The sequence below is a fragment of the Pedobacter chinensis genome (assembly GCF_003339865.1).
GTDB classification, from domain to species: Bacteria; Bacteroidota; Bacteroidia; order Sphingobacteriales; family Sphingobacteriaceae; genus Pedobacter; species Pedobacter chinensis.
Genome location: NZ_QPKV01000001.1, coordinates 159,709 through 176,506 on the forward strand (window position 1 = coordinate 159,709; position 16,798 = coordinate 176,506).

At 38.5% G+C, this 16,798-nt stretch carries 9 protein-coding genes; all 9 read left to right on the plus strand.

What is annotated here, in order from left to right:
- Positions 1 to 34 precede the first annotated feature (34 nt).
- The gene (locus DU508_RS00710) at positions 35 to 1,864 is read left to right on the plus strand and encodes a sialidase/neuraminidase family protein (RefSeq protein ID WP_115400931.1); all 1,830 of its coding nucleotides are present in this window, start codon (positions 35 to 37) and stop codon (positions 1,862 to 1,864) included.
- Positions 1,865 to 3,358, plus strand: coding sequence for a sialate O-acetylesterase (locus DU508_RS00715; protein WP_233509363.1), 1,494 nt, complete (start codon positions 1,865 to 1,867; stop codon positions 3,356 to 3,358). It begins immediately after the preceding gene.
- On the plus strand, positions 3,358 to 6,171 hold the full coding sequence (locus DU508_RS00720; protein WP_115400932.1) for a glycoside hydrolase family 2 protein: 2,814 nt from the start codon (positions 3,358 to 3,360) through the stop codon (positions 6,169 to 6,171). Before DU508_RS00715 ends, DU508_RS00720 begins: the two co-directional genes overlap by 1 nt.
- A gap of 93 nt (positions 6,172 to 6,264) precedes the next feature.
- Positions 6,265 to 9,003 carry an alpha-L-rhamnosidase gene (locus DU508_RS00725; RefSeq protein ID WP_199562621.1) on the plus strand — a complete coding sequence of 913 codons (2,739 nt, stop codon included), beginning with the start codon at positions 6,265 to 6,267 and terminating at the stop codon, positions 9,001 to 9,003.
- Positions 9,004 to 9,217: 214 nt separating this feature from the next.
- Positions 9,218 to 9,883, plus strand: a complete 666-nt coding sequence (locus DU508_RS00730; RefSeq protein WP_115400933.1) for a DUF3826 domain-containing protein — start codon at positions 9,218 to 9,220, stop codon at positions 9,881 to 9,883.
- Positions 9,884 to 9,989: 106 nt separating this feature from the next.
- On the plus strand, positions 9,990 to 11,126 hold the full coding sequence (locus DU508_RS00735; RefSeq protein WP_115401023.1) for a sialidase family protein: 1,137 nt from the start codon (positions 9,990 to 9,992) through the stop codon (positions 11,124 to 11,126).
- A gap of 161 nt (positions 11,127 to 11,287) precedes the next feature.
- A complete protein-coding gene (locus DU508_RS00740; protein ID WP_233509364.1) occupies positions 11,288 to 12,991 on the plus strand; it encodes an acetylxylan esterase in 1,704 nt (567 codons plus the stop codon).
- Positions 12,991 to 13,893: a sugar phosphate isomerase/epimerase family protein gene (locus DU508_RS00745; protein ID WP_115400935.1), complete on the plus strand. Its 903-nt coding sequence runs from the start codon at positions 12,991 to 12,993 to the stop codon at positions 13,891 to 13,893. Before DU508_RS00740 ends, DU508_RS00745 begins: the two co-directional genes overlap by 1 nt.
- Before the next feature lies 1 nt (position 13,894).
- Positions 13,895 to 16,522 carry an L-rhamnose mutarotase gene (locus DU508_RS00750; RefSeq protein ID WP_233509365.1) on the plus strand — a complete coding sequence of 876 codons (2,628 nt, stop codon included), beginning with the start codon at positions 13,895 to 13,897 and terminating at the stop codon, positions 16,520 to 16,522.
- The last annotated feature ends 276 nt before the right edge of the window (positions 16,523 to 16,798 follow it).

The following is a 16,798-nucleotide window of genomic DNA, read 5'->3' on the forward strand; positions in this document are numbered from 1 at the left end:
TCCTTCATCAGAATGGCAGAGATTAAAATAGAAAATGAAAATATTTAAAATACTGAGTTTAACCTTGTCATTTGCGGTTGCGATATCAACCTTGCAAGCGCAAGATACGGTGCGGTATACGGGTAAAACTTTAGTAAATGCAGATTATCATCACGGGCAACTGTCGCCGGTAATGGGTGTACACAGCATCCAGACTTTCAGAGCGAACAGAGAACATCCTGAATTAGCTGAAAATTTTGGTTGGACCTATAATCACGCACCCATGCTGGCTTATTGGAACAACAAATTTTACGTCGAATATTTAAGTGACCAGGTCGGGGAAAGCATTCCGCCAGGGCAAACCCTGTTACAATCTTCAAAAGATGGCTATAACTGGAGCAAACCCGAAGTAATTTTTCCGGTTTACCGAATTCCCGATGGAACCACAAAAGAGGGAAGAACCGATGTGGCAAAAGATTTAGATGCCGTAATGCATCAAAGAATGGGTTTTTATGTTTCTACGAAAAATGTGTTTCTGGTTTTAGGTTTTTACGCCATCAGTTTTGATGCAAAAGACGATCCGAATGATGGTCATGGAATTGGCAGGGCAGTAAGAGAAATTCAAGCCGATGGAAAATACGGACCAATCTATTTCATTCATTACAATCCCGGTTATTCTGAAAAAAACACAAAATATCCATTATACACCAGAAGTAAAAATAAAGCTTTTGTTGAGGCTTGCAAAGAGTTGTTAGCGAATAAGTTAATGACACAGCAATGGAATGAGGAAGCCGACAGAAAAGATCCTTTAATTACGCTGCAAAAACAATACAAGGCTTTCAGTTATTACCACTTACCTGACGGAAGAGTGGTGGGTTTATGGAAAAATGCGTTAACAGCAATTAGTGCCGATAATGGAAAAAGCTGGCCGGAAAATGCCGCTCGTGCACCAGGTTTCGTAAACAGCAATGCCAAAATCTGGGGGCAAAAAACCGCTGATGGAAACTATGCTACCGTTTATAATCCTTCAGAATACAGGTGGCCTTTGGCCATTTCAACCAGTAAAAATGGTTTGGATTATACCAATCTATTATTGGTGAATGGCGAGATTACACCAATGCGCTATGGCGGGAATTACAAATCTTATGGCCCGCAATATGTACGGGGAATTGAAGAAGGAAATGGAAAACCTGCCGATGGAAAATTATGGGTGACTTACAGTATGAACAAGGAGGATATTTGGGTTTCTTCCATTCCTGTGCCTGTTAACGATAAAGCAAATCAACATGTAAATGATGATTTTGAAAAGATGCCAAAAGGTAAAGAGCTCGAAATGTGGAATATTTACAGTCCGCTTTGGGCCCCTGTAAAAATTGAAAATGGTCATCTCGTTTTAAAAGATAAAGATCCCTTTGATTATGCTAAGGTGGAAAGAATGTTTCCTGCAGCTAAAAAAATCATTACTTCATTTTCAGTTACACCAAAGCAAAATAATTTCGGGTTGCTGGAAATTGAATTGCAGGATACGAAAGGACTGGCAACAGTCAGGTTGACTTTTGATACTGCTGGAATATTAAGTGCCAAGGCGGGTGCCCGTTATAAAAACTTTATGAAATACGAGGCTGATAAAAGTTATGATATTAAGATAAAATTAGATGCTTTTACCAGGTTTTATACCGTAACGGTAAATGGAAAAGATGTATTAACGAGTTTGGCATTCCAACCTGTAGCCGAGGTTTCCCGTATTGTTTTCCGCACAGGGGATGTTCGCCGTTTTCCTGATGTAGATACCCCCGCCGACCAAACTTATGATTTGCCCAATGCAGGAGAATCAACAAAAGAAGCAGTTTACTCGATTAAATATTTAAAAACGGAGGGATTTTAGATGAGAAAGCAGTTTGAAGTTTTCAATTTTCAGTTTCCGCTCTTCCCGTCATTGCAAGGCGGAACGACATGGCAGTCTTTCCTGTTGATGTTACTTCTTTCCATGTTTTCCTTATCAGCACATGCAAAAATCCTTTTGCCACAAGTTTTATCCAGCGATATGGTTTTACAGCGAGATAAGCCTATTAATATTTGGGGTTTTGCGTCTCCTGATGAGAAAATAGAAGTAACTTTCGCTGGTCAGAAAAAGGAAACAATAACTGATAAAAATGGAAACTGGCAGGTGGTTTTATCTCCATTAAAAACATCTGCAAAACCGCAAACCATGATAATTTCTGGTTCGAATAAAATCACGCTTACGAATATTCTGGTTGGCGAAGTCTGGCTGTGCTCTGGTCAATCCAATATGGAATATGCAATGCGTAAGCTGGCCAAAATTCCAAAACCTCAAAATGAAAAGCTGGGCTTTCCATCAGATGAAGTGGAAAAGGCGAAAAATACTCAAATCAGGATTTTTCTGGTTAATCGCAAAACACTAAATAAACCCGATTCGGTTCATAAAAGCTGGGCAATTGCGCAAGATTCAGCATTACGTTCTTTTTCTGCCGTTGGTTATTTCTTTGCTAAAGAAGTTCAGGAGAAATTGGGAATTCCTGTAGGGATGATTTCCTCGGCCATACCTGGTAGTGCCATCGAACCATGGATTTCAGAAGATGCTTTTACTCAGGAAGATTATTTTAAAAATCAGAAGGTGGGTAACGACCCTGGGAAGTTTTATCCTACGATGATTGAACCTTTAACCAAATTCAAAATACGTGGTTTTTTATGGTATCAGGGCGAAACCAATTGCTTTTTGAACGAAAAAATCAGTTATGCTTATAAAATGAAAGTGTTGATTAACAGTTGGAGAAAAGCATGGAAAGAGCACGATTTGCCTTTTTATTATGTTCAGATTGCTCCTTTTAATTACGCCAAAACCAAAGGAAAAGTTTCTGTAGATGAAAATACTGAACCTGAATTTTGGGAAGCACAAACTCAACTGTTAAGATTGCCCAACACAGGAATGATTTCTACGAACGACTTGACCGATTCGAATGAAGATTTGCACCCAACCTATAAATGGGAAGTAGGCAGAAGATTGGCACTTTGGGCTTTAGCCAAAAACTATAATCAAAAAATAGATTTTTCTGGGCCGATTTACAAAAGCGTTGCTTTTAAAGATGGAAAGGCTTTGTTAGATTTCGATTATCTGAAATCAAAAACATCAAATCCAATAACTGGTTTTACCATTGCTGGTAAAGATGGCAGATTTGTAAATGCTGATGCCGTGCTTAAAGATGGAAAAGTCGCAGTTTTCTCAAAAGAAGTTAATGAACCAATTGCCGTTCGCTACAACTGGACAGAAAATCCATTAGGAAATTTTTACGACAACAATTTACCAGCCTTGCCTTTTAGAACCGATAATCCACTAACCAATCAATTTAAAACCAATTAATGCTGAAACGGTCATCATTATTTCTTTGCTTGTTATTAATGTTTTGCCTGGTAAAAGCACAGCAAACAGAAAAGTTATACCTTTCGGGAACTGGAAACGATCACACTGTAAATTGGGATTTCTTTTGTACCGCAGGCTTAAATTCTGGTAAATGGACAACTATTCCCGTTCCTTCAAACTGGGAATTACAAGGCTTTGGAAAGTACGATTATGGTTTCGCCAAAGAAATAAACAAAGGAAAGGAGCAGGGACTTTATAAATACAAATTCAAAGTTCCGGCTGATTGGAAAAACCGAAAAATCAATGTTGTTTTTGAAGGCTCGATGACGGATACAGAAGTTAAAATCAATGGAATATCTGCTGGCGAAACGCATCAGGGCTCATTCTATGTATTTAGATACGACATTACAAAACTGATCAAGCTTGGTAAAGACAATTTGCTTGAGGTAAAAGTATCCAAGCATTCAGCAAATCAATCAGTTAATGAGGCAGAACGCAAAGCTGATTTTTGGATTTTCGGGGGCATTTTCAGACCAGTTTATCTGGAATCTTTACCTCAAACCCACATCGATAGGGTTCAGATTGACGCTAAAGCTAATGGTAATTTAAATGTTCAGCTTACCTATACAGGCGATGCCGATAAAATTGAAGTGGAACTTTTCGGAAAAGATGAAAAACGATTTGGCGAACGGTTTAGAACTTCAATTAAAAAAGAAACTTCAAAATTAGCGTTGAATCATCAGTTTTCGAATCCTGCTTTATGGTCTTCAGAATTTCCAAATTTATATACCGCAACATTTACTCTAATCAAAAGCGGCAAAGAAATTCATCAGATTTCTAAAAAAATCGGATTCAGAACTGTTGAAGTAAAAGAACGCGATGGGGTTTATGTGAATGGTGTAAAATTGAAATTCAAAGGGGTAAACCGTCATTCTTTTTATCCTTCATCAGGCAGAACAACAAGCAAAAAAATCAGCATTGCCGATGTTTTACTGATGAAAGAAATGAATATGAATGCCGTTCGGATGTCGCATTACCCACCAGATGGACACTTTTTAGAAGTTTGCGATTCGCTTGGATTATTTGTGATGGATGAATTGGCTGGCTGGCATGGAACTTACAACACTGCAACAGGAACTAAACTATTGAAAGAAATGATGCTGAATGATGAAAATCATCCATCAATTATATTTTGGGCGAATGGAAATGAAGGCGGGCATAATCGCGAACTGGATCATTTATTCCTGGAAGAAGATATACAAAAGCGGCCTGTTATTCATCCCTGGGAAGTTTTTGGCGGATTTGAAACCACTCATTATCGCGAGTTTAATTATGGCATCGGCAATTATGATCATGGTCACAACATATTGATGCCAACAGAATTTCTTCATGGAATGTGGGATGGTGGCCATGGTGCCGGCATTGAAGATTATTGGAATGCGATGTGGAATAACCCACTTTCTGCTGGCGGTTTTCTTTGGGATTTTGCCGATCAGGGTGTGGTTCGTACCGATAAAAACGGCGAATTAGATACAGATGGAAATCATGGTCCTGATGGAATTGTAGGTCCTTACCATGAAAAAGAAGGAAGTTTTTATACCATTAAAGAAGTTTGGAGTCCTGTTTTTATAGAAAAAAGAGAAATAACCTCAGGCTTTGATGGTTCGTTTTTGTTAGAAAACCGTTATGCTTTTACCAATCTCAATCAATGCACTTTTGATTGGAAATTGAAAAAGCTCAAAACCAGAAACGATGTTGAGTTTAAGGCTGGAAAAGCAGATGCACCTGATATCAAGCCTTTCGAAAAAGGAAAATTACAAATCAATCTTCCTGCAGACTGGAGAAATTTTGATGCCTTGTATTTAACGGCTAACGGCCCGGATGGCCGAGAATTATTTACCTGGAGTTTCCCGATTGCACTGCCAAAAGATGATGCGGAACAAATTGTAGTAAAAACAGGTTCATCAAAAGTAAGTTTAAAAGAAGATGTGAAAACTTATCAGGTTTCTGCAAATGGAATTGATTTAACTTTCGATAAAACAACCGGTTTATTACAACAGGCTAAAAATGCTAATGGCATAATTCCATTCTCAAATGGCCCGGTTTTGCAGGAAGGCGTGAATAACTTCAAAAATTTCACACAGAAAATGGATGGCCAAAACCTGGTTATTTCATCCACGTTTGATAAAAAAGAGAGTTACAATACTTTACAATGGACAATCTATCCATCAGGTTGGTTAAAAATGGAAGTAAAGTATTTTCCATCGGCTTACTTTACCACCTTCGTTGGTTTGAATTTTTCTTACCCTGAATCAGAAATTAAAGCGGTAGAATATAAAGGTAACGGCCCATACCGCGTTTGGAAGAATAGAATGAAGGGTGCCCAATTCGGAATCTGGAAAAAAGATTACAATAATTCGGCAACAGGCGAACCGCCATGGCAGTATCCTGAATTTAAAGGTTACTATTCGAATATGTATTGGTGTGAATTTATCGGGAAACAGCAATCGTTTAAGGTCGTAACAGATAAGGAAGACGTTTTTTTAAGATTATTTACGCCTAAGAAATCGAAAGATACAGAATACGATAACATGAGCCCGACTTTCCCTAATGGAGATATTTCATTTATGAATGGAATTTCGGCAATTGGCACAAAGACACAAAAACCTGAAACAACCGGCCCGATGGGAATGAAACATGTGTTTTACGATTTTGAAAAGGAACCAGGCAGGGCTTTGGAAATGACTTTATATTTTGATTTTTCCCTTAATAGTTCGTCATTGCGAGGAGGTACAACGAAGCAATCTTCTTAAGAAGATGAAAGTTAGAACAAAAAAGATTGCTTCGGCTCGCTCAGGTCCAGCTTCGCAATGACGGCAAACTTTAAAGAAAAAATAGAACAACGAATGAACCTTAAACTTTACATATCGCTAATTAGCATTTTGCTACTGCCATTTCAAAAAATGGTGGCTCAGGTTAACTTGCAAAATTTAAAGTGCGAAATGTTAACCAATCCGTTGGGAATTGATGTTGTGCAACCTCGCTTGAGTTGGGAAATTGTTTCCAATAACCGAAATGTGATACAAACCGCCTATCAGGTTTTAGTTTCTTCTTCACTCGAAAAATTAAATGCCAACGAAGCAGATTTATGGAATTCAGGAAAGATAAATTCTTCTGAATCCATTCATATTAAATATAATGGAAAAGCTTTAAAAAGCAGATCAAAAGCGTATTGGAAAGTGAAAGTGTGGACAAGCGATGGTCAAAGCGAATGGTCAGCAAACCACTATTTCACTATGGGTTTGCTTCACTACAAAGATTGGCCAAAAGGTTGGATTGGATTCGACAGAGCTTTCCCCTGGGATAACATTAAAACTGATTCACGCTTATCTGCAAGGTACTTTAGAAAGGAATTTCAAAGTGTAAAAGAAATCAAATCTGCAACGGCATCCATTATTGGTTTGGGTTTATACGAACTTTTCATCAATGGTAAAAAAGTTGGAAACGATGTATTAACACCAACAGCTACAGATTACACCAAAAATGTAAAATACAATACCTACGATGTAACTTCTTACATCAAAAGCGGAAAAAATGCTGTAGGAACGGTTCTTGGAAATGGCCGTTTCTTTGCCATGCGACAACATTCTAAGCCTTATAAAATTAAAACTTTCGGTTTTCCGAAGGTACTGTTGAACATCAATATTGTTTATACAGATGGAACAACGGCAAATATTGATACAGATGACAGCTGGAAAGGCACAGCCGATGGACCAATCCGAACCAACAATGAATACGATGGTGAAGAATACGATGCAACCAAAGAAATGCCAGGCTGGAATAACATAGGTTTTGATGACAGTAAATGGTTAAAAGCAGAATTTGTACAGGAACCTACAGGCACGATCGAAGCACAAATGAATGAAAACATCAAAGTGATGAACACTTTAAAGCCTGTTTCCATAACCAAAATTGCCGGAGGGAAATATATTTTAGATATGGGGCAAAATATGGTTGGCTGGTTACAGATAAAAGTTAAAGGAAAAGCTGGCCAGCAGATTAAACTTCGCTTTGCAGAATCTCTTCAACAAAACGGAGAACTTTTCACAACAAACTTAAGAGATGCAAAATGCACCGATTTATATACCTTAAGAGGTAATACTCAGGAAACCTGGGAGCCAACTTTTGTTTATCGCGGATTCAGATATGTAGAACTTACGGGATATACCGATCAGCCATCGCTAAATTATTTTGTAGGAAAAATGATTTACGATAACATTAAAACTGTTGGAACATTTGAAACTTCAGATGCATTGACGAATCAGATTTTCAAAAATGCCTGGTGGGGAATTGCCGGGAATTATAAAGGCATTCCATTGGATTGCCCGCAACGTAATGAGCGTATGCCCTGGCTTGGCGATAGAGGAGCCGTGGCCTATGGCGAAAGTTTTGTTTTCGATAATGGTCGGTTTTATTCGAAGTGGTTGCAGGACATCAGAAATTCTCAAAAAGAAGATGGAGCCATTCCAGATGTTGCACCCGCTTTTTGGCGATATTACAGCGATAACATGACCTGGCCAGGCGCCATGCTTTTGATCACAGAAATGCTTTACAAACAAACTGGCGATGTTGAAGCTGTTCGCGATAACTATCCGGCGATGAAAAAATGGCTGAATTATATGCAGGACCGTTACATGAAAGATTATATTCTGACCAAAGACAGCTACGGAGACTGGTGTATGCCTCCAATTACCATAGAGTTTGGCCGGGGTAAAAGTGCTGACAAAAAGTATCCATCAGAATTGATTTCAACAGCTTATTATTACCATTTTACCCAGTTGATGATTCAATTTGGCAAGGCAATAAATAATAAAGATGATGTTACAGCTTATGAACTTTTAGGCAACAAAATAAAGGATGCCTTCAACCAAAAATACTATAATGATAAAGGTTATTATGCCTCCAATGCTTTAACAGATAATATCATCCCGCTTTATTTTGGAATGGTTCCCCAAAACAAAGTAGAGCAGGTTTTTAAGAACATTACTTACACCATAGAAGTAACGAACAAAGGTCATTTAAGTAATGGATTAGTTGGTATTCAATGGTTAATGCGTTGTTTAAATGATTATGGCAGACCAGATTTGGCATACACTGTTGCTACACAGAAAAGCTACCCAAGCTGGGGTTATATGGTTGATAACGGCGCAACAACCATTTGGGAGCTATGGAACGGCAATACCGCCGATCCGAAAATGAATTCACAAAATCATGTGATGATGCTTGGCGATTTATTGATCTGGTACTATGAAAATTTGGCTGGAATAAAATCGGAAGATGCAGCTTTCAAAAAAATCATCATGAAGCCTGAAATGATTAACGGATTGAATGCCGTAAACGCCAGTTATCATTCAGTTTATGGATTAATTAAAAGTAGTTATAATAAAACGGCCAATCAGTTTAACTGGAATATAACCATTCCGCCAAATACAACAGCAATGGTTTATGTTCCTGCAAATAATAAGAATGAGGTTTCAGAAAAACTGAAATCAATTAAGGATTTAAAATTTATAAAAATGGAAAATAACAGAGCGATTTATGAAATTGGTTCCGGCGATTATTCTTTTGAGGTAACAAAGAAATAAATTAAGATAATTCGTCATTGCAAGGAGGAACGACTAAACAATTTTTCTAAAGAATCTGCTTAGCCTACTAATTACACCCTGTTTTGGTGTCTGTCATTCTGAACGATGGAAAACCATAACTGGTACAGCACTAAACCTCAGAATCATGGCATTAAAAACAACCGTTCATGTATATGGATAGGAAAAGTTAAATAACCAATAATTAAATTCAATTATGAGAAAGTTTATAAAGTCATTTACATTATTCGCATTACTGATTAGCACCGTAAATGCATTCAGCCAGACAAAGGATGTTGTGGTTCCCGAAGAGATTTTAACCAAAGCAAAAGAATGGGTTGCCGCATTAAATTTAACCGGTGCAACTAAGAAAAATGCTGTAGAAAACGTAATTGCGGTTCACTTAACCACCATTAGAGACTGGCACAATTCACATCCATCATCAACTGTTCCAGATGGGATAAATCCGGTTACCGGCAATAAACTAAGCGATTTGGATAAACAGATCATTGCCGATTCTGCTATCCCGGGAAGTGTTCATCTGGCACTAATGGATGGTTTGAACAAAAATTTAACGCCAGAGCAGGTAGAAACAGTTTTAGATAAATACACCATTGGCAAGGTAGATTTCACAATGAAAGGTTACAAGGCAATCGTTCCAGACTTAACTACCGATGAAGAAGCAAAGATTTTAGCTTTTTTGAAACAGGCTAGGGAACAAGCGGTAGACTATAAAAACATGAAACAGATTTCGGCAATTTTTGAGATTTATAAAACGAAATCTGAACAAATGCTTAACAATAATGGACGCAGCTGGAGAGCACTTTACAGTGCTTACACCAGGAAGATAAAAGAAGAAAAAGCGAATAAGGCAAAACAGTAAAACATTATCGTCATTGTGAGGAGACACAACGCGGCAATCTATCTTCAAATAGATTGCTTCGGTTGATGAAAAATCGAATCTCGCCATGACGAAAACTTTCAATATTATGTTAAAAAGAAAAATACATTTTACTCTAGCACTTGTTTTCGCAGTAGCAATAAGCACTAATGCTCAGGTGGAAAAATGGCAGAAAGGAATTGTAAAGCAAGAATTTCTATATGATAAAGCACCATTTCCTTCGTGCCATTCGGCAACAATTGCCGAAACACCAGCAGGCTTAGTTGCATCTTACTTCGGTGGAACCAGAGAACGTGACCCCGATGTAGAAATTTACATCAGCCGTTTTGTTCACGGGAAATGGCTGGCGCCTGTTGCTGTGGCAAATGGCATTCAGCCAGGTGGTAAAAGATTACCAACCTGGAATCCGGTGTTGTATCAGGTTCCTGCCGGCGATTTATTGTTGTTTTACAAAATTGGCCCAAAACCATCTGAATGGTGGGGAATGATGAAAACCTCAAAAGATGGTGGGAAAACCTGGTCTGCTGCTACCAAATTGCCTGACGGCTATATCGGTCCCGTAAAAAATAAACCTGTTTTATTAAGCAATGGAAACCTTTTTGCGCCATCAAGCAAAGAAGGAGATGGCTGGAAAATTCATTTTGAAGTAACCAAAGATGATGGTAAAACCTGGCGAATGATTGGTCCGCTGAATGAAAATGGAATCAAAGCGATTCAACCAAGTATTTTACAACATGGAAAAGGAAAATTGCAGATTCTGGCCAGAACGGCGAACAGAGCAATTGTAGAATCCTGGTCTGAAGATAACGGAGAAACCTGGTCTGCATTAACCAAAACTTCATTGCCAAATAACAACTCAGGAACGGATGCAGTAACCATGAAAAACGGTCGCCATGTTTTGGTTTATAACCATGTTTTGCCACCTGGCGATTTAGCAAAAGGAGCAAGAACCCCATTAAATGTTTCAATTTCCAAAAATGGAAAAGAATGGTACGCAGCCTTAATTTTGGAAGATTCGCCGATTAGTCAGTATTCTTATCCCGCAGTAATTCAAACTTCTGATGGAATGCTTCATTTTATTTATACCTGGAGAAGAGAAAAAATCAAACATGTAGTTGTCGATCCTTCAAAATTGAAATTGAAGAAAATCAGGAATGGCGTCTGGCCTAAATTGAAAGGTTATACTGCACCTGTTATTACTGAAACCAAAAACGAAGAGCCATGAGAATGATAGAAAATCGTCGTTGCGAGGAGAAACGACGAAGCAATTTTTTTTCTAAGATCAGATTGATTCAATCCGTTTATGCCGGGCTTGTTCAAACTTTTCAGAGAAGTAATTCCTATCAGAAATTAGATTGTTTCAGCTTGCTCATATCCAGCTTCATCATGACAACAATACTTTCGTCATTGCGAGGAGGAACACCGAAGCAATCTGCCTTATCAGTAAAGATTGCTTCGGTTGATGAAAAATCAAGCCTCGCAGTGACGACCACCATACCATCATTGGGATGCAAAGCTTGCCTTGACTTTTTGGGAAAGCAATCTCTTATAAAAGTGGATTGTTCGAGCTTTCATAAGATTGGCTTCGCAATGGCAGCTACCATACCGTCATTGCGAGGAACGAAGCAATCTCACTCCGGAAATTCGGATTGCTTCAACTCGTTTATAGTCAGCTTTGTTACAAGCAAGGTATTTAAGTGTTTCGCGGTATTGGTTATTTATTTATCATGTGTAAACAATCTCTCTGCCCAAAACCAAAATACTGATAATCCTTATAAAAAACCGCTTGCAGAGGTTTTAAAAGAGATTCAAACGCGTTTCAAGGTTCAGATAAAATATTCAGACCCACAGGTAAAAGATAAATGGGTAAACTATGCAAGCTGGCGTTTTCGTGCAGATGTTGATGAAACACTTACCAATGTACTGATGCCTTTAGATATGAAAGTAAACAAGGAAAAGCCAGGTGTTTACAAATTAAAAGAATATGAATATTATCGCTGGGAAGTTCAGGAAGGTTGGGCTTATTTGGATAGTCTGGCAACCCAATACCACGACCAGGCCAGTTGGGAAAAACGCAAGGCAGAAATCAAACCTGAGTTATATAAAGCTTTACTGCTAGCACCTTTGCCGGCAAAACCAAATTCAAAACCGATCATTACCGCAAAAAGAATTTTCGATGGTTATTCAGTGGAAAATATCGCTCTGGAAATTTTGCCGGGTGTTTGGATCAATGGCTCATTATATAAGCCACTGAACTTTAAAGGTAAAATTCCAGTGGTTTTAAGCCCTGACGGGCATTGGGAGAAACAACGTTACAGACCTGATTGCCAGATTCGTTGTGCTATGATTGCCAGGATGGGCGCCATGGCTTTCAGCTATGATTTATTTGCCTGGGGTGAATCCATGCTCCAGTTTAAATATGAAGACCATCGCCGAAGTTTAGCACAAACGGTTCAAACCCTTGGCGGAATCAGGATTTTGGATTATTTCACTGCTCTGAAAGAAACCGACACCACCAGAGTAGGAATTAGTGGAGGGTCTGGCGCCGGAAGTCATTCCATTTTAATGACGGCTATGGATGCCCGAATTAAACTCAGCGCACCAGTGGTTGCCATGTCATCATACTTTTATGGTGGTTGCCCTTGCGAAAGCGGAATGCCCATTCATCAATGTGCAGGCGGAACAGATAATGTGGAGCTGGCTGCCATGGCGGCACCACGACCTCAATTATTGGTTTCTGATGGCAGCGACTGGACTGCTCATACTCCCGAACACGATTTTCCGTACCTGCAAAAAATGTATGGTTATTACGGCGTCAGAGACAAAGTTGAAAACGTTCATCTTCCTGATGAAAAGCATGATTTTGGCATCAACAAACGCATCGCACTTTACGATTTTTTAATCAGGAATTTCAAACTTAACGGCACTGCCGCCAAAGATAAAACGGGTAAATACGATGAAAGTAAAGTTACCATCGAGAAAGAAAATGCCCTGTATGTTTTTGGAGATAAGGGCGAAAAATTACCCAAAAATGCAGTTATGGGATTTGAAAATTTGGAGAGGTTATTTCCTTTAAACGCAACTAAATAATGGATAATCAGCATCAAAACAGAAGAACTTTTATTGGTCAAGTCGCCTTATTAACAGGAGCTTTAATGATCCCTGATCAATTGCTGGTAGCGGCTGAGAAAAAGAGCAGGTATAAAGTGGCGGTTATTGATTTAATGATCCTGAAACGACAGAAGATAAGTGCTTTACCACTTGCAAGAGAAATCGGAGCTGATGGAGTGGAAATTGATATGGGCGGATTAGGCGATAGAGAAACATTCGACAATAAATTGGCCGATCCGAAAATCAGGCAAGAATATCTGGATAAGGCAAAAGAACTGAACCTCGAGATTTGCGCTTTGGCAATGACTGGATTTTATGCGCAATCGTTCGCTAAACGTCCAACTTATCAAAAAATGATTCAGGACTGCCTGGACACAGCAAAAGCGATGAATGTTAAAGTGGTTTTTCTTCCGCTAGGTGTTCAGGGCGATTTGGTTAAAAACCCTGAGTTGCGTGAACCAATTGTAGAAAGGCTTAAAGTAGCTGGAAAAATGGCCTCAAAAGCAGGAATTGTCATTGGGATTGAAAGTGCGCTCGATGCGAAGGGCGAATTGCAATTGTTAAAAGATGTAGGTTCTAAACAGGTAAAAAGCTACTTCAATTTCTCTAATGCAATAAAAAACGGAAGAGATTTACAGGAAGAATTAAAGATTCTGGGTAAGAAGAATATCATTCAAATCCATGCTACCAATGAAGATGGCGTTTGGTTGAAAAACGACTCGAAAATCGATTTAAATAAAGTAAAAGCAACACTTGATGCTATGGGTTGGAGGGGTTGGTTAGTGGTAGAAAGAAGCCGTGATGCGACACAACCCACAAATGTAAAATATAACTTCAGTGCCAATACAAGCTACCTGAAATCAGTTTTTCAAGCTAAATAATATGAGTAGAGTTAAAAATTGCTTAAATATGATTTGTTGGTTTTGCAATATGGTTGCCCGTGGAGAAACGTATCACAGCTCGGGAATATTGATGCCTTGGTACATGTTCCCACAAACCAAACAATTCAGTTTTTCAAAATTTAAACTGTTTTTTAGCATAATTCTGCTTTTATGGAGCATTAAATCAAATGCAGCCGATATTTATGTCTCGATAAATGGCGCTGATACGAATATCGGTACCAAAGATAAACCTTTGGGCACACTTCACTTTGCAATCAGAAAAGCTCGTGAACTGAGGCGTTTGAACGATGTTTCAATTAAGGGAGGAATTCGAATCATCATCGGTAAAGGTTTTTATCAACTGCACGAACCTGTAGTCCTTCGTCCTGAAGATTCTGGAACAAAAGACAGTCCCACGGAAATTATTGCAGAATCCAATGAAAAGGTTATTTTAAGTGGCGGCATAAAAATAAAAGACTGGAAAAAACTTAATGGAACAATTCCAGGTTTGCCAAAAGAATCTATAGGAAAAGTTTGGGTTACTGATGTTCCAAACTTCGATGGAAACGATTTAATATTCAGGCAACTCTGGGTAAATGGTAAGAAAGCCATCCGGGCAAAAAATTATAATGGCGGGGAAATGGGCAGGATACTATCCTGGGATGCCGGGAAGCAAACCTGTAAAATTCCAATCATAAAAAACATCAGCTTGACTGATATTAAGGGAATGGAGATGCTCATTCATCAATGGTGGGCAATTGCAAACCTTCGGGTAAAATCAGTTAACGTTGTCGGAAATGTTGCTGAACTATTTTTTATGCAGCCCGAAAGTAGAGTTCAATCCGAGCATCCATGGCCAGCACCCTGGATTTCAGAGAAAACAGGTAACTCTGCTTTTTATCTGACTAATGCAATTCAGTTTTTAAACGAACCTGGCGAATGGTTTGAAGATTTACAAAACCATAAACTTTACTACTGGCCCAGAGCATCAGAAAATATGCTCAATGCAGAAGTTATTGCTCCCGCTATCGAAAATCTTGTTAAAATCGAAGGCACTATTGATCGTCCCGTTTCTTATATCCGATTTAAAGGCATTTCATTCGAGCACTCTACCTGGTTGAGGCCATCACAACAGGGCCACGTTCCACATCAGGCAGGGATGTACATGCTCGATGCCTACAAACTAAAAACACCAGGAACACCAGACAAGACAACTTTGGAAAATCAGGCTTGGGTGGGGAGGCCTGCATCTGCAGTCGAAGTGGTTTATGCAACAAATACTTCGTTTGAATCCTGCCGGTTCGAACATTTGGCATCAACAGGTTTGGATTATAAGAAAGGAACAGCTGATAATAAAATCAAAGGGAATTTATTTAAAGATATTGGCGGCTCTGCGATTTTGATCGGAACTTTTTCTGATGAGGCAACAGAAGTGCATCTGCCTTACAATCCTTCAGATCAAAGAGAGATTTCGACAAATGATAAGATCGAAAACAATCTGATTACGGATGTGACCAATGAAGATTGGGGCGCTGTAGGCATTGGTGCAGGTTATGTTCGGGGCATTAAAATCCTTCATAATGAAATCAATGAGGTCTCTTATTCGGGAATCAGCATGGGTTGGGGATGGACCAAAACGCAGAATGCAATGAAGACCAATACCATTAGCGGTAATAAAATTCATCACTATGGAAAACACCTGTATGATGTGGCTGGTATTTACACTTTATCTGCCCAACCCGAATCATTTATTACAGAAAATGTAATTGATAGTATTTACAAAGCACCTTTTGCACATCTTCCTGAACATTGGTTTTACCTGTATACCGATGAAGGTTCATCATACTTTACCATCAAAAACAACTGGACACCTGCCGAAAAATATCTTCAGAATGCAAATGGTCCTGGCAATTTATGGGAAAACAATGGGCCAAAAGTTGATGAAAATATAAAGTTGAATGCAGGTTTGGAAAAGCCTTTTCAATATTTATTAAAGGAAAAATCTGCTTATTCAAAAAGAGAAATCAATCAGGCTGAGGATAAGTCAGTTGTATTTGAATTGATCTTTAAATCTGATCATCTTCCGGGAGACAATGTTTTAAGAGGTTTTGCAAAAGGAAATAACCTTCTGCCAGGTTCAATTTGTAAATGGAATAACCGGTTAGTCATTTACACCTCAAGCTTAAAAGTAGAAAGCTTAAAACAAACTTTGAAAGGTTTGAACGCAACTGAAATTAAACTGTATGATAATTTGTTTTACGATTTCAACAGACAAAATAATTGCGGCGAAAAACCCGTGGGAGAATGGGATAATATCATTTTATCGGCGAATTTGGTTAAGGATGAAAAACTGCAAAAGGAATACCTTGATTATCATAAAACGCAGTTTGAAAAATGGCCTGAGATATCAAAAGGATTTTGCAATGCAGAGTTTCAACGGTTGGCAATTTTTAAAAATGACAGGCAATTAATGCTGGTCATTAGTATTCCAAAAGGAAAAAGTTTAGATGAACTCAATCCAAAAACAACAGAAAATAATCCGAAAGTGGATGAATGGAATGCCATAATGAAAAAATATCAGGAAGGAATTGAAGGTACAAAACTTGATGAGGTTTGGGTTTTTTTTTAAACCGATAGAATAAATACGTGTTGCTGGGTTTGTCATTCTGAACAAAGTGAAGAATCTCCAAGCGATGGAAAACCGGCTTAAATTAAAGTACAACAAAAAACCCGGATAGATGCGGGTTCTGTACTTTTCGGTTAGAGATTCTTCCTGCGTCAGAATGACAACAATTGATGAAAAAATAATAACGCTTATAAAAATAGATCATGTTAAGATTAGAGGGTTTGTCATTCTGAACAAATTGAAGAATCTCCAAGCGATGGAAAACCGGCTTAAATTAAA